The 21,474-nt window shown below is 60.0% G+C and carries 14 protein-coding genes and 2 pseudogenes; 11 read left to right on the top strand and 5 right to left on the bottom strand.

What is annotated here, in order from left to right; translation table 11 throughout:
- Positions 1-20 precede the first annotated feature (20 nt).
- Both FJV43_RS01685 and rpmD read left to right on the top strand, forming a co-directional pair.
- Positions 21-3,416: a hypothetical protein gene (locus FJV43_RS01685; protein ID WP_239624155.1), complete on the top strand. Its 3,396-nt coding sequence runs from the start codon at positions 21-23 to the stop codon at positions 3,414-3,416.
- A gap of 45 nt (positions 3,417-3,461) precedes the next feature.
- Positions 3,462-3,641, top strand: a pseudogene (rpmD, locus tag FJV43_RS01680) (50S ribosomal protein L30); the annotation flags it as partial.
- A gap of 806 nt (positions 3,642-4,447) precedes the next feature.
- Here the strand turns inward: rpmD and FJV43_RS01675 are convergent.
- The 3 genes from FJV43_RS01675 to FJV43_RS01665 are packed head-to-tail and all read right to left on the bottom strand — an operon-like array spanning position 4,448 to position 7,423.
- Positions 4,448-5,461, bottom strand: coding sequence for an alpha/beta hydrolase (locus FJV43_RS01675; RefSeq protein WP_239624154.1), 1,014 nt, complete (start codon positions 5,459-5,461; stop codon positions 4,448-4,450).
- 12 nt (positions 5,462-5,473) lie between these two features.
- On the bottom strand, positions 5,474-6,391 hold the full coding sequence (locus FJV43_RS01670; protein ID WP_239624152.1) for an alpha/beta hydrolase: 918 nt from the start codon (positions 6,389-6,391) through the stop codon (positions 5,474-5,476).
- Positions 6,392-6,442: 51 nt separating this feature from the next.
- Positions 6,443-7,423, bottom strand: coding sequence for an alpha/beta hydrolase (locus FJV43_RS01665; RefSeq protein ID WP_239624151.1), 981 nt, complete (start codon positions 7,421-7,423; stop codon positions 6,443-6,445).
- 225 nt (positions 7,424-7,648) lie between these two features.
- On the opposite strand from FJV43_RS01665, the gene FJV43_RS01660 reads away from it, so the two are divergent.
- The 3 genes and pseudogenes from FJV43_RS01660 to FJV43_RS01650 all read left to right on the top strand — a co-directional run bounded on the left by FJV43_RS01660 (position 7,649) and on the right by FJV43_RS01650 (position 11,060).
- On the top strand, positions 7,649-8,542 hold the full coding sequence (locus FJV43_RS01660) for a LysR substrate-binding domain-containing protein (protein ID WP_239624149.1): 894 nt from the start codon (positions 7,649-7,651) through the stop codon (positions 8,540-8,542).
- Positions 8,543-8,682: 140 nt separating this feature from the next.
- Positions 8,683-9,180: pseudogene (locus tag FJV43_RS01655) on the top strand (IS5 family transposase); the annotation flags it as partial.
- 374 nt (positions 9,181-9,554) lie between these two features.
- Positions 9,555-11,060, top strand: a complete 1,506-nt coding sequence (locus FJV43_RS01650; RefSeq protein WP_239624147.1) for a HEPN domain-containing protein — start codon at positions 9,555-9,557, stop codon at positions 11,058-11,060.
- 120 nt (positions 11,061-11,180) lie between these two features.
- Here FJV43_RS01650 and FJV43_RS01645 read toward each other — a convergent pair whose 3' ends face one another.
- Both FJV43_RS01645 and FJV43_RS01640 read right to left on the bottom strand, forming a co-directional pair.
- The gene (locus FJV43_RS01645; protein WP_239624146.1) at positions 11,181-12,602 is read right to left on the bottom strand and encodes an ATP-binding protein; all 1,422 of its coding nucleotides are present in this window, start codon (positions 12,600-12,602) and stop codon (positions 11,181-11,183) included.
- A 189-nt stretch (positions 12,603-12,791) separates the two neighbouring features.
- The gene (locus FJV43_RS01640; protein ID WP_239624144.1) at positions 12,792-16,232 is read right to left on the bottom strand and encodes a hypothetical protein; all 3,441 of its coding nucleotides are present in this window, start codon (positions 16,230-16,232) and stop codon (positions 12,792-12,794) included.
- Positions 16,233-16,596: 364 nt separating this feature from the next.
- Here FJV43_RS01640 and FJV43_RS01635 point away from each other — a divergent pair, with 364 nt between their 5' ends.
- The 6 genes from FJV43_RS01635 to FJV43_RS01610 all read left to right on the top strand — a co-directional run bounded on the left by FJV43_RS01635 (position 16,597) and on the right by FJV43_RS01610 (position 21,410).
- Positions 16,597-17,172: a hypothetical protein gene (locus FJV43_RS01635; protein WP_239624143.1), complete on the top strand. Its 576-nt coding sequence runs from the start codon at positions 16,597-16,599 to the stop codon at positions 17,170-17,172.
- Positions 17,159-17,860, top strand: coding sequence for a hypothetical protein (locus FJV43_RS01630; protein ID WP_239624141.1), 702 nt, complete (start codon positions 17,159-17,161; stop codon positions 17,858-17,860). Before FJV43_RS01635 ends, FJV43_RS01630 begins: the two co-directional genes overlap by 14 nt.
- Position 17,861: 1 nt before the next feature.
- The gene (locus tag FJV43_RS01625) at positions 17,862-18,623 is read left to right on the top strand and encodes a protein phosphatase 2C domain-containing protein (RefSeq protein ID WP_239624140.1); all 762 of its coding nucleotides are present in this window, start codon (positions 17,862-17,864) and stop codon (positions 18,621-18,623) included.
- 48 nt (positions 18,624-18,671) lie between these two features.
- Positions 18,672-18,875 (top strand): hypothetical protein, encoded by a 204-nt coding sequence (locus FJV43_RS01620; RefSeq protein WP_239624138.1) that lies wholly within the window; start codon positions 18,672-18,674, stop codon positions 18,873-18,875.
- Positions 18,876-18,889: 14 nt separating this feature from the next.
- Positions 18,890-19,672 carry a hypothetical protein gene (locus FJV43_RS01615; RefSeq protein WP_239624137.1) on the top strand — a complete coding sequence of 261 codons (783 nt, stop codon included), beginning with the start codon at positions 18,890-18,892 and terminating at the stop codon, positions 19,670-19,672.
- Positions 19,673-20,006: 334 nt separating this feature from the next.
- Positions 20,007-21,410 carry a HEPN domain-containing protein gene (locus FJV43_RS01610; RefSeq protein ID WP_239624135.1) on the top strand — a complete coding sequence of 468 codons (1,404 nt, stop codon included), beginning with the start codon at positions 20,007-20,009 and terminating at the stop codon, positions 21,408-21,410.
- Positions 21,411-21,474 lie beyond the last annotated feature (64 nt).

The raw sequence follows: 21,474 nt of genomic DNA, 5'->3' as shown, positions 1-21,474 counted from the left end.
CGATGCGCGGGAACGTTCGAATGGGAGGCAATGCGTTGGAAAGCGAGGAAGATAATGGTGGGTCCGACGCCCTGTCCGCGGAGCAGGCGGACACCGACCGGGCGCTGCGCCAGCTTTTTGGGACGGCCATCGCCGATCGCTACGTCGACTTTTGCCGCCTTTGCAGCGGGCGCCTGCCGCTAAGAGTCTCACGACCACTTGCGGGACACGCGTTGCGCGAGCTGGACTCGCTCATCCGAAGTGTGCTGGCCGCTCCCATGGAGGCGCTCCCGCAAGAGGACGAACATCAAGCCAAGAAACGTGCGGCGGCGCTGTGTGCGCTCAAAGATATGCAGTTTGATGAGGCAACGCTCCAGAGAGCCGAAAAGGCCCTCAAGCCGCAGCTTAATCACCGCACGCAGATCGAAAAGATTGTGAAGCAGCTCGGCCTCGCTCCAGATGGTGACATCGCCAAGCTATGGTTTGAGCTCACAAAGGTAGTCGAATTCGCCCATCAACGCTCGTTTCATGAACGGCTCGAAGCCGATGCGGCATTTCGTGCCGAATTTGCGTTAAAAGTTGATACTGTAATCCGCGCAGTCGTCACCCAGCTGCAAGACCGGTACACCGCATTGACGCGGCGGGCGAAGGAAATCGCCACGCTGCGTCCAGCACAGGGTGTGAAGCTATTCCGGCGCGAAATTCCGGGAGCGCTGCCGCTTCTCCGATATTTCTACGACAACCTGTCGGAAGATTGGCTACCTTTCCTCGAAAAGGAAGGCCTCCTCGGCGAGCCGCTGCCTGATGAACAGTTGGCAGATGTCTCGCAACTCCGGGCTTGGCCGGCAGGGCAATATCTCGTCCGCATGGCCTCATCGACGAACGAAGAGACCCGCGCGATCGTGGCGCGCACGCTCCGGGTGGTGGGATCGTCCACGCATGCAGATGTCCAGCGTGCCGGGCTAGATGCGGCGGCGGCGTTACCAGTACCGGAAGCGGCAGCGGTGGTCGATCTCGTGGAAGGCTGGCTGACGCCCGAATTCGCGCCGCTCTCGGCCTCACCGCATGCCCTTTTGAAGCGGCTGGCCGAAGGCGGTGAAATGGCGGCTGCGCTCCGGGTGACGGCGGCGCTTTTCCGGGTCAGCCGCCGCGACGGAGAGGTCGCGTCGTTTTTTGATCCGACGATGTACGACCATTACCTTCTGTCGGCAGTCAGTTCGCTGGAGAAAGCCGGGCCGCTTGAAGCGCTTCCTCAGTTCTGCGATGCCCTCATGGAGGCCTCGCGCCTTGATCCGCATCTCGAGGGAATAAGGGAAGAGGATTATTCCTACTATTCGGTAACGTCGCTGGAGCCGAGCCCAACGGACGGCGGAGACGTCCTTTCGGCGCTTGTCCGCGCAATTGTCCGGTTTGCAGACGCGGCGATCAAAATGGACCCGGCAAACATCCGCCGAGTGATCGACATCCTCGGGAAGTATTCGCCGAAGATCTTCCGCCGTATCGCCCTTCATGCCTTGGCGAGTGCGGCCCAGGCCGCGCCTGATCTTGCCGAAGCGTGTTTGACGGATCAGACGCTCATCGACGCCGATTGCTGTAGGCAGGAATATGGGAAACTGGCGCGCGCTTGGTTTGGACGTCTCCCGGCGGCGCGGCAGACCGAAATCCTCGCCTTCATCGATTCGGTCGGTAGCGATCGGATCGAGATTTGGCACGAGGAGTTTGAAGCTTATTACAAGCGAAAGGCCGGCCCCGAGGACGATCGGCGACACCGGGAGGCGACTTTCCGCGACATTGTTTGGGAATGGCAGGAAGTGTTGCCACCGGATCGCCGTGCCGCCCTCGAGAAGACAGTCGCCGAACTCGGCGGACGGGACTCGTGGATGGAGCGGCATTTCCCAATAGAACCGCTGACTTTGACGCGGGCGGTGATGCAGCAGCAACCGGTTGATGACACGGTCGCGCACCTCGTCGCCTGGAAACCTTCGGATGCGCAAGCGCGGACGGTGCCCGGACTGGCGTTTGAGCTGCGGGAATCGGTTGCAGGTTCGCCGCAGATATTTTCAGCCGGCGCGGCGAAGTTCGCGGCGCTGCGGCCGGTTTTCATCCGGCATTTCCTCGACGGCCTCAGGCAGCCCGCGGCCAATGGCCTTGAGCTCGATTGGACATCCATCTTCGATTTGCTGGATACTGTCGTTGCCCGCGCCAAGCTTGAGTCCGGCGCCGCGTCAGCTGCGGGGGATGATGGCGATTGGTCATGGACGGTGCGAAGCGCGATTGATGTGTTGGCATCATCCTTCGGCCGCGGTGCGGGAGGCATGCCGTTCGCTCATGGAGAGCGGACTCGTGGCCTCGTGTTGGCCCTGTACCAACTAGCCTCACGGTCTTCCGTGCGGGAGGACGAGAGCCGCTATGACCGCAAGCATCGCTATTTCGCTGCCTATGGCAGTTTGCGTGGTGGGGCAATCGATCTTTGCATGCAGTTTATCTTTTGGCAGAGCAAAGACAAAGAGAGCGTGATCGGGCGATCAGAGCGAGAAGCGATTGCCAATTCGCCGGAACTTCGCGGCGTATTCGAAGCAGAGCTTGAGGATCGATCACCGGCGGGATGGATTCCGCGCGCGGTGCTCGGCCGCTACCTAAATTGGCTCCACATCCTTGGTGAGGCTTGGCTCAAGCAACAGCTCGATGCCCTTTTTCCGGCCGACAAACCTGAACTCGCGGATGCAGCTTGGCTGGGTTACATCGAGCATAGCTGGCCCACGGGACCGTTGCTGGACCGTCTTCGTCCTTACTATATGCGTCACCTTGAGTTCCTTGGGAAGGCCGATGCGCCGCCCGGTTTCGCCGAGACGGGAAATCGCTTGGCGGACTACCTAATGCTTCATTTCCTTTATGAGCAATTACCCGACGATCTGCTGGATCTCTTCCTACGCTCGTCATCCGGCGAGATGCGCCGCCACGCCATGGCGTATATGGGACGCCAGATGGTGGCCGCTGCCAACTATCGGTCGCGGGCGATGGCGTATTTTGAACGGCGGCTTGATAGCGCGATCAAGGCTGACGATCCCGAACCCTACCGCCGCGAGCTGGGCGCAATCAGCCTATTGTTTCGCATTGACGTTGATCGGGTATGGTTGCTCGACCAGCTTGCGAAAATGTTGAATGCTGGGTTTGAGCCGAACGAGCCTTTCAGCGTGGTGGATAACCTCTCCAAACTACTGCCGGAACATGCCGAAGCTATTGTTGCGGTAACAAACGCGCTCGTGAGGCAGCCCAAAGCGAACGGATGGCTTTTTGCGGCACAGGATCAGGCGCTGCGCGAGATCCTTAGTGAGGGCAGAAAGAGCGCCAACCCTGCTACATCAAACTTGGCGAAGGATATCGTGAATTTCCTGACCTCTCGTGGAAACACAAACTTCCTTTCTCTGATCGAATGATCGGCACGCGCCGCCTTTGATGTGCGGTCAAGGGATGGAGAGACCATGACCGGCTATATCCGTGTTCAGCAGATTCGAAGTCCGATCCGGCGCCACTATTCCCAGCGGCTCACGCTGAAGGGCTTGGGGTTGAACAAGATTGGCCGCATCGTGGTGGTCCCATTCAACGGGCCGACGTGGGGAATGATTCAGAAGGTCCGCCACCTCGTCCGGTTTCCCGATCAGGCGATTTACGAACAGCACCGGCTAGTGCTGCCCCAACCTATCAATGAAAAAGCCGATGAAGCGCTCATGCGCACGCTCGTTTTCAAAGGGCAGGCCCTCGAAGCGGTTCGTTTACCTGAGGGCAAAAACAAGAGCCCTGATTTCAAGCTGATGAAGGGTGGCGAGCTAAAGGCCTATTGCGAGCTCAAATCGCCGCGTGACGACCGGGTTCTCGCTGTTCCAAGGGACCTCAAACCGGGAGAGATCCGGCGAGAGATCCGGGAGAACCCGGCCGCCCACGCGTTGGCCCGGGTGATCGAAAAAGCCGCGGCACAATTCGATGCCGTCAATCCGGATCACGTCTACCCGAACATCCTCATTATCGTAAGCCATGCGCGGCTGCGGGGACCTGTGGATTTACACTTGGCGATCGCTGGCTTGCCGGTACCGGGTGGAGGCACTGGGTTTCTGCTGGTCGACCCGAACGAGAAAGATTTCAAGAAGGCTTGGGAGAAACAGCGAAAGCTTTGGGACGATGCGCGGAAGATCGATCTCTTCTATTGGATCGATGCCCATACCAAGACCGTCCGCCACGTTATCAATAATGATGGCGCCAAGCGCCGGGAGGCGCGTGACCTCATGAAGATTGACGCTTGAGCGCGCGCCGAGCCAGCTGTCTGCTAGGCCGTAAACTCATAAATCGCGATGACCGTGATGGGGGGTGAACCGTCCGTTTTCAGATGCTGGTACGAGATGCGGACACTCGACCTCCGATTCTCCACGGGCTCAGACGCTCCAGATCGCGAAGTAGTCAGCTTCGAGACGGTCTACCAGAGCATTTTCGTTTTGAGCCACGTGCGCATCGCGTGAGCAACTTCGGCTTTCCGCTCAAGTGGCAGCCAATGGCCTGCGGGCAGGTTTGTCACGGATAGGTCCTCACACGCGCGCTGCATAGGTTCGCCGAGACGGCTACGGTTGATGTCGCAGATCGGATCCCAGTCACCGTTGATGAACAGCGTCGGCTGCCCTAACCGGCCGCCCTCAGGAGCTGAGTGTAGATAGCCAATGTTGGCAGCATCGTTCAGATACCAGGTGTTGGCGGGGCGGAAACCGCGCTGGCGAAACGCATCCACCAATACATCGAAGTCGGCGGGCGGCCAGAGCGCAGGATCCGGCGCTGTCGGCAGCGCCCGATGTGCCGAACCGTAGCGTCCGCCGTTGGCCGTCAACAGGGCGGATGGCGAGATCTCGCCCGCCGAAGCGGGGTTTCCTGGTCGATAGAGGGCCGCCAAAGTCGCGGTGATGTCCGCATCCATATCGCCGACTGTTTGCTCGAAGTGGGTTAGATAGAAGCGATAATAGTCCCATTGCCCGTCCGGGTATTGGTCGGCGGGATAGAGGTCACGGTCTATCAGCGGGAGAAGGTTAGGTAGCGCGAACCCATGGGGAAAATACGGGACTGAGATAAGCACGACGCCCCGGCTCCGCGCCGGATGCAGCGCTGACAGCGCACCGGCGACGGGACTGCCCCAATCGTGGCCGACCCAAATGGCCGGGCGCGCGCCTAGATGGTCGTGAAGCTCGACCATGTCGCCAACGAGTTCCTCAAGGGCATAGTCATTGGAGGCTGTCGGTGCCGACGAGCTGCCATATCCGCGCATGTCGGGCGCAACACACCGCCAACCTTCGGATGCGAACGCCTCGATCTGGGCGCGCCAAATCAGGCCGATCTGGGGCCAGCCATGGAGGAAGATCATCAACGGGCCATCGGCAGGCCCGACCTCACAGTAATGCGTCGTGTGGCGGGGCGAGCGGAAGTTGTGGCTGGCAAGCTGCATCATCGGGACTCAGATCTAATCTTGGATGATCGTGCCAAAGGTCTGGAGATCCCCCGCAAGCAGGATGCGGGCGACGTCGACCGCCGCGTCGATCTGGGGCCAATGACCAGCATCGAGGACGTGAAGGACGCCATGTCGCGCATTGGACCGCATGTACTCGGCGACGCTGACATGCAGGTACGGGTCGTGCTTTCCCCAGATGAGCAGGAGTGAAACTTCGGAGCGCCGGAATTCCAGCAGGCGTGCCGTATTGGCAGCGACCTCGTCGGTCAATTGATAGGTCATCTGGGCAAAGGCGGGGCCAGCGCTTGGCCGTTGCCGGAAGTTGTTGTCGATGATCGGCCCAAGGAAATCCATGTATCGGGCCTTCTGTGCCTCGCTCAGGCCCACCTGCATCTGATCGCGCTGAAAGCCCAGCAGCCAGGCGAACTGCTGCGGGCTTGCCAGGAAATGCCGTGACAGCGCCCTCAGGCCTTTGTTCGAAAACAGTTCGATGAACTCGGGCACGCGCAGGCCGGGCGCATCGCCGTAGAACGCGTTCATCAAGCAGACCGATGCCGTGCGCTCGGGGTGCCTGAGCGCGAAGTTGACGGCGGCCGGACCGCCCGCGTCGTGGCCGACAGGAATGATCTTCTCCAGCCCCAATACCTCCACGACCGCTTCCAGATCGCCAAGCTGTTGGTCGAAGCTATAGCGCGCACCCTCCGGCTTATCGGAGGCGCCGAAACCCAGGAAGTCGATCGCGATGGTTCGACGCCCGGCCGCCACCAAATGCGGGATCAGGTCGTCGTAGATGTGGGAGTTGTCCGGAAACCCGTGCAGCACGACAAAGGCGGGCCCGCTGCCCGGAAAGTCGCGGACGTACAGGCTGCCGCGATCACGCTCAACGCGGTGTTCGGTGAAGGCGGGTAACATGTTTGAAGACTCGCTCATTGTCGCTCCTTCGCGGTTGGCAACGGGCGCTCGAATTTGACGAGGCGCGTCTCAGGCAGGTTTCACGGTGCGGAGAAACGTCACGAGCTGGTCGCTGACCAGGTCGGCGGCCTCGTGCTGAACCCAGTGGCCGACATTGTCGAGTTCGAGCCCGCCCACCAGGCCCGGCAGACCCGCACGCATCTGGTCGATCGTCAGCGGATAGAGTTCCTTCAGGCCGTCCGCCTTGCCCCAGATAAAAAACGAGGGCTGCGCGATCCTGGCGCCTTTGAAAGCGGGGGACAGCGCGAAATACGGTTCGGCCGCGCGATAGTAGTTCAGGCCGCCGTGGAAGCCCGTGCGTTGAAACTCGGCGACGTTGTGCTTGACGTAGTCCGGCTCCGCCCATGACGGCAAAGGCCCAGGCGCCGGGCGATGAAGGCTGCGGGCTGGATCCAACGGGCTCCACTGCTTCCCGGCGGGAGCAGACCCGGACGCCCAGAACAGAATTCCCGGAATAGTCACCGCAGCGTCGGCCCAGATTTGGTCGGCGTCCGGTCGGATCTGTTCGAACATGTAGAAGTCGTTCTCATGGCCCGACTTCCGCATGCGCTCGAAGACGCTGACCTCTCCGCGCGGCACGTAGGGTACGCTCAGGCAGAACACGGCGGTGAACCGATCGGGCCGCATCATCGCGGCGTTCCAGGCGTGCGTGGCACCCCAGTCGTGCCCCACGAGAACCGCGCTCGGGATTTTCAACGCATCGAGCAGGCCGATGAGGTCGCCAGCGGTTTGCAGCGGCGTGTACAGGCTCGCATCCGCAGGCGCGGAGCTGCGTCCGTAGCCGCGCATATCCGGAGCGAGCGCCCGGTATCCGGCCGCCGCGATGGCTTTCATCTGCCGACGCCAAGTGTAGGCCGTATCAGGAAACCCGTGGCAGAAAAGCACGGCTGGCCCTTCACCTTGATCGGTCACGTGAAGGGTGATGTCGTTCGTCGCCACGTCGTATTCCTTGAGGCCGTCGTTCCCCCCGGAGATTTGCGCTTTAGCCATCCTACCCTCCAACAGGCTTGCGGCAGCGGCTGTGCCCGCCACAAGCAAAGTGCGGCGCGAGAGCACGACGCTCGGGCCCGAAATCTTCTCGTTGCCACTCATGACGCCGACTTTGTCCCTTCCTGCGTGATGCCTTGCCGCTCGCAGGACAGAGAATGGTTACTACCGATTCAAAGCATAATATCGTAGAGATGGGAGGCTTCCTTCCATTTTTTGGAAACAACGATGGATCGCTTGGACTCGATGTCGATACTCGTGACGGTCGCGGAGGCGGGCAGCCTTACGGCCGCCGCCCGGCTGCTCGACACGCCGCTCACTACCGTCAGCCGGAAGATTTCCGATCTGGAAGGGCACCTCAAGACCCAGCTGCTGACACGCTCAAGCCGCAGGATCAGCCTGACAGATGCAGGTAAGTCCTACGTCGCCGCCTGCAAGCGAATCCTGGAAGACGTGGGCGAAGCCGAACGCATCGCGGCGGGGGAGTACACTGCGCCCAAGGGCGAACTCAGCGTGACGGCGCCCATCGTTTTCGGTCGCCTGCATCTGGTGCCGGTGCTGGCTGATTTTCTTCGGGCTTATCCGGATATCGACGTCCGCCTGACGCTCAGCAATCGACAGGTCAACCTGACCGAGGAAGGTATCGATGCCGCCCTTCGCGTCGGGGACCTGCCAGACAGCGCTTTGATCGCCACGCGCGTCGGCACGATCTGTCGAGTATTCGCTGCCAGCCCGGGGTATCTCAAGGCCCGAGGCATCCCGCAGAAGCCAGCCGATCTTATCGGACATGACTGCATCGGCGTGCAGGGCTTTACCGGATCAGGTTTTTGGAGTGTTGCCGATGACGGTGAGATTCCGGTTCGCTATCGGCTCATCGTGAATTCGACCGACGCTGCCTGCGAGGCGGCGAAGGAAGGGATGGGGATTGTTTCGGTATTTTCCCATCATGTGGCATCGAACTTCCAGGACGGCACCCTGGTTTCGGTTTTGCCAAACTTCAGGCGAGAGACGCTTCCGCTCAGTCTGGTGCGGGGAGCGGGAGAATATCTGCCGCTGAAGCTCCGCGCCTTTCTGGATTTCGTCACGCCGCGCTTGAAAGCGCGGTTAGCTGCGGAGGCTTGACCGATCTGGGCGGCCGGGAAGATACGCCGACGGCGAATGTCCTCTTTCGGAGAGCGTCGCGACTGCTGATTTGTACGAGCTGGATGGGCCGTTTGCCGCCCATCAGCCTTCACATAGCTGAATTTTGGTTTTCTGCCAACATGAGCCAATATAACCTGACCGACTTCGAATGGCGGGTGATCAAACCGCTCTTACCCAACAAGCCGCGGGGTGTGCGTCGCGTAGATGATCGGCGCGTGCTGAACGGCATTTTCTGGGTTTTCCGATCCGGTGCGCCCTGGCGAGACCTGCCGGAGCGCTATGGCCCGCGCACGACCTGCTACAATCGCTTCGTACGATGGCGAAAGGCGGGAGCATGGGGTCGGCTGATGGACGCGATCAGCACCGCGCGCGACGATACGATCCAGATGATCGACAGCACTTCCATCCGGGCGCACCAACAGGCTGCGACAGCAAAAAGAGAGGGTTCAGATCATTGCCTCGGGCGATCACGCGGCGGGCTCACGACTAAGATTCACGTCGTCGTCGACGCGCAAGGCCGGCCAATCCGGCTCGGCCTAACAGCCGGACAGGCGAATGACGGGCAGATCGCCGACACGCTGCTCGACCACCTTGGTCCACGCACCATCGTCGTCTCCTTCGGACTCGTGCGTGGTTCAGGTGTCGCCAGTGGTGTGAATGACCGGGACGTGGTCAGTCTCTTTGACCGTTCCTGCTGGCTGCCTGATCCCATCCGCGGCGCCCCGCCGCCGAACTTCGACTTCGGCGGCATCAGCGGCGGCATCATGCTGACCGTCATCCAGGGCACGCTCCGCTCATGGTCTCTGGCCGGGGTGGTTTATGAGGGGCCCTGCACCTCGGATAATCCGGGCGAAGCCATAGAAGGGCTCGAAATCCTCAGAGCGCGCCGGGCTCATTTCCTGAAGCCGGACGGCGGACTCGATACCGCGCTATGGCATGCGCTGGGCGGCCACGATCATGTCGAGCCCTGAGATTTCCAGGTGGGATGGCAATGAGCGTATTTGAAGGACGCGGCGTGTTCTGGTGGCATGACGAGGCAATCGCCGAAGGCCTGCTCGCTCCCGACGCGCATGTCGCAGGACTGCTGCGTATTGAAGACAATGGACGCGCGGTCCTCGAGCTTGACGGCTATCTATCGAATCCGCATGGCCCGATGGCAGCAATGGCCCGTGAACCCGTCACGCGCTGCATCCAGGGGCTTCTAAAAGGCAGCGGCGAACGTGTTCTGCTGTGCGATCTGATCAGGAATGGCGGGCAGTTCAGCACCGACGGCATTTCTTATGAAAAGTTTAGCGCCGCCCACTGCCTGATCGGCCGCGGCACCTTCTCAACGGCCGCAGACGCACCGCTGTTTGCCATGCTGACCATTCCGCTGACGGGCTTCGAGGATTGGCTCCGGCTCGGGGTGATCAAGGTCGAGGATACACCCGACGGGATTGCCATGAGCTACCGAAGGCGCGACGACGTCTCTTACCGGGATGATGACGGAAGTCTGACGCTCATCTTCGATATCGAGGTCGATACAGCAGGGATGCTCGGAACGCACGCCTATTCCCTCAGACAGACGGCTTACGCGAAGCTGGATTTTAACGCCGCAAATACCCTGAACGATCTCGCCCTTCAATTCCAGATGTTTGAAGATCTTCTCAAGCTGCTGACCGGCTCCGACTATGAGCTGGGTTGGCCGTTTGTGGATCTCCCGGATGGCACGCGATGCCGATGGTATTTTCACCGGATGAAGAACAAGGAAGCGGTCGAGGCACCCTCGCACTACAACACCATCACGGTGTTTCCGGAGCTTCGCGACAAGTTCGACGCGATCTGGTCTCGCTGGAAAGCGATGCGAGAGGAGTTCGGTCCGGGGGTCTACCTCTATCTCGGTCTGCGGCGCGGTTTGGCCATGTATGTCGAGCACCGCTTCGTCAACCTGATCTGGGGTCTCGAAGCCTTTCACCGCAAGAGGGGCGGCGGCTCGGCTCCGGCTGCGCTCGTGGCGAAAGTGAAACGGGTTCTCGACAAGATCGATGATGCGAACGACAAGCGATGGTTGGAACATCGCCTTGAACATGCGCACGAGCCGTCTCTCGAGCAGCGGCTTTTCGAGGTCTTCGAGGCGTTGCCGCTGGGCCTCGACGAAAACAAGCTGCGGACGTTCTGCCGCGCATGCGCAAAATTGCGCAACGACATTTCGCATTTCGGCGGCGATCGACATGACGCCAGTTATTCCGAGTTTCTGAAGGACGCCAACATCAAGAGCGAAGCGCTCTCGGTCCTTTACCATGCGCTGTTGCTGCACGAAGCAGGGATCGACGCACAGATATTGAAGCGATGGATTTTCGACAATTTTCTATCCGCTCCGATCAAGATTCATTTTGTCCAGGCAGGACTGCTCGACAAAAGCGTTCTACGCCCCGAAAGGCAACCGAACGCTCAGGCTACGGACGGAAACGCCTCTCAGGACGTCGTCACGGCCGACGGTCCTGCGCCATCAAAGTGACGTGTCGTTCGCTATCCAGCCGTATCCAGCCCGCACATCGATGTCTCGCGGACCGGTCAGGACCAGCGCATCGCTGAACGGCCGGAACTGTGCATCGACCTTGCTCGAATGGGGGTGCTGTCAGCTTTCTTCGAACAATTTGATCGTGTTCATTCTTGGTCGAGAAAACTCCGTCTCGACGGCCTCGCGGGTTAGCCATTCGTCAGGATTGAACCAGCCGGCGGCGCCAAACATCTGGAAGAAGGGAATTGCCACGCGGCGGAGCGCTTCAAAATAACTGTCTCGCAGCAGCGCCCAGTCGATGGCGATGGTCTTCACGAAGCGATCGTCGGCCATGCCGCCGCCGCCCGCCGCATGCCGGAAATGGTCCCACGCGAGCATTCGGCCCTTCAAGCCACGCCAATCCATCCGGACCACAACCTGGGTCACGCCGGGTATTTCCTGCCCGACAAGACGGGCATGAGCGAGCAGCGAGTGAATGACGATCAAGATCCAGCTTGCCGTCAGGTGAGGCGGAATCGCCTCGGCCCCAGGGCGCCGCCAATCGTCCCGGAAAGACTCGATGCTGACGCCGATCCCGCATTCGTAAATGCGCCAGTAATCAAAGCTACTGCTGATCAGGCCGGTGTTTTCGACACGCATTCCTTCCAGATACGTCATCTCCTGGCCCGCAAGCGTAGACGAGCGAACCTGCGGTGCCCGCTCAGGGACGTGCAACGGCAGGAATGAGTTCCAGCCATAATGTGCATAGCGGTGCATTTCGATCGAGACACGTTCGTTCACCGCGCGCGGATTTGAAATCTCGACGAGGTCGCCGTCACTGCCAACAAGCGCATAACCAAGAGCGGAATAGTTCGCTCCGGCATTCACGATGCCGTCGCGATATTGCGGGTCCACCTTATCCGCCAGCAGTCGGGTCTGTGCGGTAAAATCTTGCGCCGTATCATCGACGGCGGCCCGCAGGAGATTGGCTGCGCGCTCGTCAGGCTTCGATTGCCGGGCAAGCGATTGTCGCAAGACGTTGCCCAGAAGATCGCTCCGATGCGTGAGGCAACGATCGAGCAAGGCGTTCCAGTCGTCCGCTCCGCGAATAGGCGCGCTCTCCGGGCCCGCTGCCCGGACGTAGATTGTTCCCAGCGACACGCCGACAGGACGATTCCGGCCGTCCTGCGGTCCGTCTGCGATGGCAATGACCGGACGCGCACCATGTGAGGGAACCACGACAACGGGGTATGTCACCCCTTCATGCACGATGTGTTCGACGAGAACCTGGATCCGCGGATCAAGGTATTTCTTGACGATACCGGCGATTGCATCCTGGCCGAACAGAGCGAGATCCAATTCCGTTGCACCAAGCGGAGTCCTTGCCTTGTCGTCCACGCCAAAGACCAAATACCCGCCGCCATGATTGGCGAGCGCGGCAAGATGCCGGGCAAGTTTCGCCCGCGTCTCATTGTCCCTGGGGTCCATCCAGGCTTTAAATTCGACATCGAGGCTCTCGTTTGTTCGCGCCAGGAGATCCGACAAATCAAAGGAGGGCATAATTCTCTCAACCGGAAATCGCGATCGGCGCGGGACGCGGCCAATAGGGCATTTTAGTATGGATAGGCGGCCAAATCACGGGCCGATTGTCATGTTCGCGTTGCCATGATCCTCCTTCGCCCCGCCACGGCTGATTGTGGCCGACGGGGGTGTCGGGCATCCGACAGCTTGCCGTTAGCCGGCGCGCCGTTATTTCTGCTTTGGAAGCAAATCCAGATAGCCCCCGTCGCCCAGGGCAGCCAGATAGCTGATCGTCTCCGCGGCGTATGATCGAGCTTGGTCGGCGCCAGACGCCAATCCGTTTTCGAGGATGAGCCGCACGGCCTTCTGCTGAGTCATGTATACCCACCGGTCAAACTTCTCGTTCTTGACCAGGGCCGCCAGAACCTGGACCGCCTTTTCCGGATGATCGGACGAGAGTTTCGACAAATGATCCAGCACGCTATAGGGTTCCGACGGCGCAAACCCGCAGTCGGTCATGGCCAGCACCTGGTCCATCAACCAGGAGCCGTCAATGTTGTCATGAAGAAAGAACTGGCCGATCGCCCCCAGTTCCTCGCGAAACCGATCGGGGTCGGACGAAGTTCTTGCCGCGGCGAGCCGCCGATTCCAGTAGGAGAAAGCGCGGCTGCGGAATGGTTCGGGAATCTTGTCGGCCGGTAAGCCGAGCTGCGTCCCGAGAAACCACATGGCGTGTTGCCGGGCACTGGCTGGCGCGGTGTCCCAAAACAGCTCGAATACATCGTCCGGCAACGCCGACCAGATGTAAAGCATCAGCAGATATTCAGAGAGCCGCTCCTCAACGTGGAGGTGATCTCCAGGACCATCTTCCGCGCCGAGCCGGCGAATTTCCGCGGCGTAGCAGTCGCGCATCGCCGGGGCGAGTTCCTTTACCGGCTGACTGTCCGTCGTGAGGTGAGAGACCCACGTAGCGTCGCGAAGCGCGATGTTATCTGTCGGAAACAGGTCCGCGATATGGGCCCGGACCCAGACCTCGCCAAAGTAGGAGATCCAGGTCAGGTAGCGACCGATGATCGCGCGTGGGATGCGTCCGCTCGACGTGACGTCGCGCAATTCCGCATCAAGAATCGCAGTCAGATCCGGAAGGTTCTCAAGTGCCGCGTGCGGCGACCGTCCGACCACGCTGTTACCATCCTTGCTTAGCCAGAACGGCAAGACCAGCACAAGCTCCATCGCCGTACCGCGTGCCGTCCCCTGCGCACCGTAATATGGGTAGTTTCGATAGCTTTCCTCAAAAGTCTCGGTTTCGGCCTCGCGCGGTGCCTTGCGATAGAATTCCTGAACCAGTGCCATCACGAGCGCTTCATGTGCAAAGGGAATGCCTTGCGCGCCTTGCCGCAATCCCGATGCGAGCAGGTCGGCGGCGGCCTTCCGACTCCACGCGGAGTCCGCGTCATCCCCCTCAAGTCCGCTGGGTGGTCGTTGGCCGGATTGAATGACCCTTGCGATCAGGGCGACCGCGCCGTTCCAATCGAGATCGACCCGATTGTTCGAGGCGTTTTCCAATCCTTCCAGCACGGCACGGCCATAGAGCAGCGGAACGTCAAAAAAGCGCGCCGCATGGGCCGAGTAAAATGCCGCGTTCTCGATCGCGGCATTGCGCAGGCGCTGTGCCAGCGCGGTCGCAGTCTCTCGTTTTCCCTCGAGCGGGGGACGCCAGCTCGTCAGGAAAGCGATGATGTCGTCGATGGGAGCCGAGGAAAAATTCGGGGCTGTCGGCGGGGGCGCTTCGGGTTCGTCGAGCTGCCGTCGCCATGCGTCGGGATCACCGAGCTCATTGACGATGTTTGTCAGCGCGGCCTGTCGCTCCTGGGGCAGCGCCGATTGCCATGGCCACAATATGTCACGTACCACGGATGTGTTGAACTTTCTTTCATCGTCTGTCGTCGGAGGCTTCTTGTTGTGCGCTTCGAAGCGCTCCCTCCAGCCATCCCGGTATTTGTCCGGCAAGCCATCGACGAAGGCGAGAATGCGTTGTTGGACCGGGGGAGAGAGCGAGGGAAACCACGCTCGCGCCAATTCGGCAAACTCGGCGCGGCACCAGCTTGCCTCGATCAGATTGCCATCGGTCAGATAGATTTCCGCCAGCTCCGGGGCGCCACCTGGATTCGATGAAAGGACGTGCAGCGCCAGGCGGACAAAGATTCTTGGCGCATGGCGCTTGATCCGCAGGATCACCTCGCGCGTGGATGCAGGATCGGCACTGATTGCAAGCCGCGCCGCCTGGACGATTCCGCCGATCAAGCCGCCGAACACGTCATGTTTCGTGCCGTGCTCGGAGATCCGTTGCGAAAGAAAATAAGTGTAGTCACCAGGCGGATCGTCCCGAACCTTGCCGCTGATCCGAACCGCCTGGTCGAGGAGTCCACACAGCAGAGCCACGGTCTCCACGCCATAAACCGGCGCCAGTGCCTTTACCGCACCCGGCAGGAAATGCTCGTACATGTGTCGGCTGAATAGCGTGCCGAGCCGGCCGTCTTCGTCAAACACCTGGAACAACGCGCGCGCTACGCGCAGTGCCGCCGGCCCATGACCGCCTTGCGCCAGCCGCCGAATGAGGTCGTGGGGGCCTTGCGCCATGACAAATCGCGCGTCGCGCGTCAGCCAGGCCTCGGCAAGATCCACGAGGGGGGCGGCGTCATCCGGCGGCAGTGCCGCTAGCACTTCCATCCCCATCTGTTGCACATCGGGATGCGGCGAGGCGCCGACATCGCGCAGCGCCTGGACGATCAGAGCACGCGCCTCGGTGCCTGGAGAATTGGCCATCCGCAGGAGATAGCGGCCCGCGGGCCATTGCCGCAGCAGCAACCTGTCGCCTTCAGCCTCCTCGTCGGGAGGCAGGGTTGGTGCCGCCAACAGGTTGTGCCGGGCGAGGTGAGGGAGCCAGTCCGGTGTCTGGAGCTGGTTGAAGAAGTGCCACAGCAATGGAAGCGCGCCGGGAATCTCTTTCACGAAACTCTTCACCGCGGCGCCGCGATCCGGCGTGGCCGCAAGCTGATCGACGCGCTGCATCAGGGTCGCGTATTTTCCCTGAAGCGCGATCATCAACCCGCGCATGACGGTGTCGAAGGGATCTTGCCACTGGGCCCGAAATGCCGCATCGACCGCCAGTGACTGATAAAGGGCGCGACCATGCGCCTGGCCGTGAGCTTGCGAAATCGCAATCCACGCCCGCGCGATGTCACCATCAGCCGCCAGCCCGAGACGCGTGACGATGGCCTGAATCTGGGCTTTGTGGCTCAACCGCGGCTGTAGTTCCTTCGTGGCGCGATTGATTGCGTCATCGCTGAAGCCGATCGCACGCAAGTTCGCCCTGGCGCCTTCGATTTTTGAAAGGTCTTCCGGCGTGGCATCGACGGCGATTTCCATCGGCCCGGCCAGCGTTTGCCGCAGGATCGATTCGAGCTCGCGCAAGGCGTGGGCCGCAACAGGAATTGACACCCGAAGCGGAAGCGCGCCCGACGCCAGCCGGCAGAAGTCGACATAGCGATCGGCCATGCTCTTTCCCAGCAATTGCTGGATCAGGGCTGCCGTATTCTGCTGCTCCTGTGACAGATCTGGTCGCTTGGCGGGCTCGTCCATCTGGCGCCGGCGGTTGACGCCGCGCATGCCGGCGCAGCGGGCAAGAGTTCTGTATCAATGGCAGAAAAAACGAGTTGCTGAAACGGCAGGGCGGCGAGGGGCGCCGCCAGCCCAGGATAGACGATTGCCCGATGACATCCGGATTGTATTCATCCAGAATGATCGATAGCCGCTGCGTCGGTGCCGGGCGCTTGGACAAAGACAGCAGCCAGCCAAACGCACCTATAGGTTCGATATCGTTTCCGGTCTGGCGTTCTCTGATAAGTAATTGAAATTACATGGAATTATTTGTCTTTTCTTTCTGATCTGAGAAAAGATTGTTTGACAGCGCGGCCATCCCTGTGGCTCACTGTCCTCAGTCCGAGGACAAAGGACAGGGGCGAAATACCGGATGAAAAGCCAGGACGTCGTCATATTGCTGAAGCTGGTGAGCCTCGAGCACGAGGAGCGTAAGGGGGGCGGGCATCCAAGGTTGGATGTGCACCGCGAGGATCTCTTTTCCGCTCGCGGCTTAGAGGCTTCCCTTGGAATCAGCAAGACGGAAGTCAATGCCTCGGTCAACCGAAGCATCTCTTCAGGCCTTGCGGTCAAAGATCGCAATTCCGGCCGGCCGAAGCCCAACCGCCGCAACCTCCGCGATTTTATTGTCCACGGACTGAAGTTTGTTTTTCCTGGAAGGCCCGGCGCCATGACGCGAGGCGTTCCGACCGCCTTTGCAGCTCCCTCATTGAAGGGTCTCCTAGTCAGCGCGGGGGAGTATATCTACGTCTGGCCGTTCGCGAAAGGCAAGGTCCAGGGACAATCGCTGGACCCTCTGTTCAAGAGTGTGCCCGAAGCCGTCCAGAAAGACGAGCGTCTGTATGAATATCTGGCCCTTGTTGATGCCATTCGGATTGGAAATCAGCGGGAAACCGGGCTGGCCGTCGAGCGCATTTCAGAAAGGCTTTTGAAAAATGACCAGCGTTAAGGGCCAACTCCTTGTGATGTTGGAAACCGTCGCCAAGGCGCTGGGCGACGACCTGCGCGGGCGGCTGGTCTTTGTCGGCGGATGCACGACAGCACTGTTCATTACTGATGAGATCACGCTCGAAGGCGTGCGGGCAACCGACGATGTGGATCTGATCGTTGATCTCGTCGGGCGTGCGCAATGGGCGCAACTGCAAGAGCAGTTGCGGCAAAAGGGATTTGCGGAATCTCCAGAGGACGATGTGATTTGCCGGATGCGGCTTGGCGACCTCAAGGTCGATTTCATGCCCGATGATGAAAGCATTCTCGGCTTTAGCAATCGCTGGTATGCCAAAGGCATTGAAACGGCGGTCGATCATCCTCTGACCGATACGATAACCATCAAACGCCTCACGCCGGAATTGTTTCTGGCGACGAAGTTGGAGGCGTATCTCGGTCGCGGCAACAATGATCTGTTAGGAAGCCGCGATACGGAAGACATTCTTCTCGTCGTCGATGGCCGCGAGGAGCTCGTCGCTGAAATTCAAGCCGCGGACGATGATGTTCGCCGCTACATTGCAGAACAGTTCAGAGCTCTGCTGGAACATGATGATTTTGATCACTTTCTGGCGGGCAATATCAAAGGGCCGGAAGGGCGCGTCGATATTGTGCGGGAGCGCTTTGTCGCCATAAGCGAGAGCGACAGCTAAAATGGAAATGCAGCTCGATTGGCGCAGTCAGCAGGGAACAAAGACCGGCGACAATCGGGATTACGGGGGCGTCGGAATACGCCCCGATGGGGTGCTGTGCCTCGTTCTGGATGGTTCAACGTCGGGACCAAAGAGCGGCGAGCTTGCCGGCCAGATCGCCCGTGATGTCATAGATTGGTACGTCGCCACGGCCGAAGACGTCGCGGCAGAAACCCTCACTGCACAAATGCGCAAAATTCATGGAAGCCTATCGAAGCGGTTTCCCCGGGATAAGGCCAGCTATGTGATCGTGTGTCTCGCAGGAACTGGACCGGCACTCGTTCTACATGCCGGCGATTGTTTGCTGGGACGGCAGGTAGGAAAAAGCCCTCTCCAATGGCTCATCAGGCCACATACGTTGGCCAATGTGATTGACGACATTCCAGTCGCGGAGATTGCAGAAAGTCACGTCAGGCATCGACTCACCCGGAGTTTCCGGGCCAGGGAGTTCATGCTTCCTGACGTCACTGAAATCAAAGTAGAGCAGGGCAGCTCACTTGTCGCTGCTACCGACGGGTTTTGGGCAGAACTTAATTCTGAAAAACAAGCCATGCTTATGCGAGGGCAGATTTCCCCGATGATAGGCGAAGCTGACGACCGCAGCGTTCTTACGATTCGGCTGCTTGATAACGAGCAGCGCGTCAAATTCCACCTCAACGAGGATAGGTTGGAAAATTTCTACATAGGCGGGCCTTCGGCTCGATCTGAACATCGGACTAAATGAAAAACATGCGTCTCTCAACACGGGTAATGGGCTTTTGGGGAGGATTTCGTGAGCGCCGATTTGGACGTCGCCTGTGCGAAGGTGGGTCGCTATCTTTACGAGTTCGCGCTTTTGGAACGCGAGATCAACGCGAGCATCGTGCAGATACTCGATCTTAAGAGCGACGCAGCGGACGTGGTGTCGCACAGCTTGGATTTCTTCAAGAAGGTCAACTTGCTGAAGATCGTCGCCAATGCCATCGTGATCGCATGACGATTGGCGCCCGAATGGCTGACAATCGGAATACGCTCGCCCTTGTCGCAGCCGCTGCGACCTTGGCGCTTGTATTCGGATTTGCCTACGGCGCCACCTTTAACGGTGGTTGCGAGCAAATCAAGGACGCTCCATTTGGTTGTCTCGAATGGTGGTTTTCCCGATACCAGACATTGATCGCAATGTTCGGCGCGATTTTCGTTGCTTGGCTTGGCGTCCAGCCTGTTCTGAAGCAGCTCAAGCTGTCCTCGGTGCAGACCGCCGTTGCCTTGCAGCAAGTTCACGCTGACCGCGAAAAGCGCTTGGAAAGTTGGCTCAAGCCAGAATTGGTCGCGCTGGAAAAACTGTCCGAAGAATTGGCGCGTGGCTACTACGAACGCGAGGATGACCATGCTGTGCTTCCTCATTGGGTATGGGACATGAACCAAACAGTCGACAGCACCCGCGATCGTTTACTTCAACGGCAAGACAGAAACTTCGGGCCTGCCGAGATAACAGCCGCCCGTCAAAACCTCATCGACATCCTCGGCCAGCTCAGCAAGTGCATGTCGGACTACAATGGGTCTGTCTACGCCGACGACCCGGAGTACGGTCTCTCCGACGACGACCGGGCGAAGATTGACGCAGCCGAGAACAAAGCGCGGGAAGATCTGCCGGCCCGAATTGATGAGGCGTCAGTGGCGATCAAGACATTCGCTGAAGCTGTGGCAACAAACCTTCGGGAGTTGCGTTTGAAGCGTCGGCTCTATGATCATATGCTGGCGAGCGCCAGTCTTCCGGCGGAGAAGTTGGACTAAGACGTCTGCGATAGCTTGGACGATGAGGCAACCCGGCGATACGGATTCTTATCCGCGACGTGCCCCAAACATGTGATAGCTTTTCTCGCGAGGATTCGGCAGTCTATCCTAGCGAGTCATGATCGTCAGCACCGTGTAGGCAGCTTGGCTTGCTTGGCGTGGACAACATGAAGACCCGCCTGTCCGGGCGCGAGTTTTTGAACGGCATGGCCAAACCTGGACGCGATCTCCTGGAAATTGATGTCTTCGATGTTGCAAAATCCGTGCGAGCGAAGAATCGCGGCAATGCCGGCCGGTTCGAAACGGTTGAACTCACAGCGACCCGGGGGGATCATTGGCCGCACCGAAAATTACGAGCGTTACTGTACCTCAGGGCAAGTCGATACAGCAGTCGGATAACTTTCTCGCGGCGAAGCACAACCAGTTAAACCGTTTCAAGTCGATCGACGATCTCGTCACAGATGAGAAAAAGTTGAGTGCCGCCGATCGGCTGGCGATTGAGCACCACATACTCAATATCCGGGCTGCGACGGCGCGGGCGCTGTGGTCGAAGGAGATTTACGTAGGCCGATCGCTGCTAGACGAATTCGTGCTCGCCAGTGCGAAGCAAGGCGGCGGAGGCGTTCCTGCGCGCGTGCTGAGCGAGTTGGCATCCTCCGGGGCGGAGAATCCCGGATTCGTCCTGTACCCCCTCACAAGCTTTGCCATGAAAATGCCGCGGCTGCTGCGGTCGGCACCCGATTTAAAGGACTTCATCGTCTTCCGCGCCGCGGGCTTTGCGGCAAGCGCGCAGGTGCACTCCGTCGAGGCAGGCTACAGGCGTCTGACGCAGATGGCCCGTGCCCTCGGTATACGCCAGCGTATCGACTGGTGGGACGTGCAGCACTTTGCTCACAGCGCGAAGTGGCTCGGCTGGAACCCCCTCCTGCTGGTGAGGCTCACGTCGCACACCGGCGACATGTACGAGAACCAGTTCGTCTACACTCTGAAAATCAGATCGGCGGCCTCAGCGTTGCTGATGCTTCACGCGTTGTCACTCGAGCGCGAGGGCCCGGTCGACAAGTTTCGGTCTTCGGCGCACGTCAACAATTTCCAGACGCTCGACATCCGCCACTACCTCATCGGCGAAGGCATGCCAACGGGAAAGATCTCGACAAGGCGCGTCCCGATGAACGTCTCGCCGCTCGATCTCGCGAGGCTTTCGGACGTTGCGGCCGTCGTGTCCACGGAGGCGATGTCGACGAACGCCATGAAGCGCCTCGAGGCGCAGGTCGTGGCGGCACTCAGGGTGGTCGAGCGCGGCTACTTCCAGCATGTGAACCTTACGAGCAAGTCGAAGGCCCAAGCCCGCTTCTACAAGCGACTAGTGACGGCGCTAGACTGGTTCCGCCAGTCTTTCGGTTCACATGCGAATGAGTCCGAGGCTATCGTTGCTCTGGCGGTCGCATTCGAGACACTGCTCACTGACCACTACCAGCCGGGCGTCGCCGACCGCATCAGCAGGCGCGTCGGAATCTGCCTTAAGGGCTTTCCCGGCGTCGCCACCTACAAGCAGAGCGTCATCGAGATCTATTACGCCCGCGGCAGCATCGTCCACACAGGCGAGCTCGGCCAGCAGGCCAACATCACGAAGGCCCAGGCGGCATCCGCGCGCTGCTTCTGCAGCGTCGCCTCGCGCCTTGCCTCGTGGACGCCCACGCCAAGCGAACCGATGCGAAGTCTTCTAGGCGACACCTAACCGGCTATGCTTGGGGCATGCCAAAACCGATGCGATTGGACCCTTAGCGGACTCGGTAGGAAGC

The organism is Bradyrhizobium sp. I71 (assembly GCF_022354745.1).
GTDB lineage: Bacteria > Pseudomonadota > Alphaproteobacteria > Rhizobiales > Xanthobacteraceae > Bradyrhizobium > Bradyrhizobium liaoningense.
The sequence above is the reverse complement of the archived record's forward strand: the minus strand, read 5'-3'. Positions and strand labels throughout refer to the sequence as shown.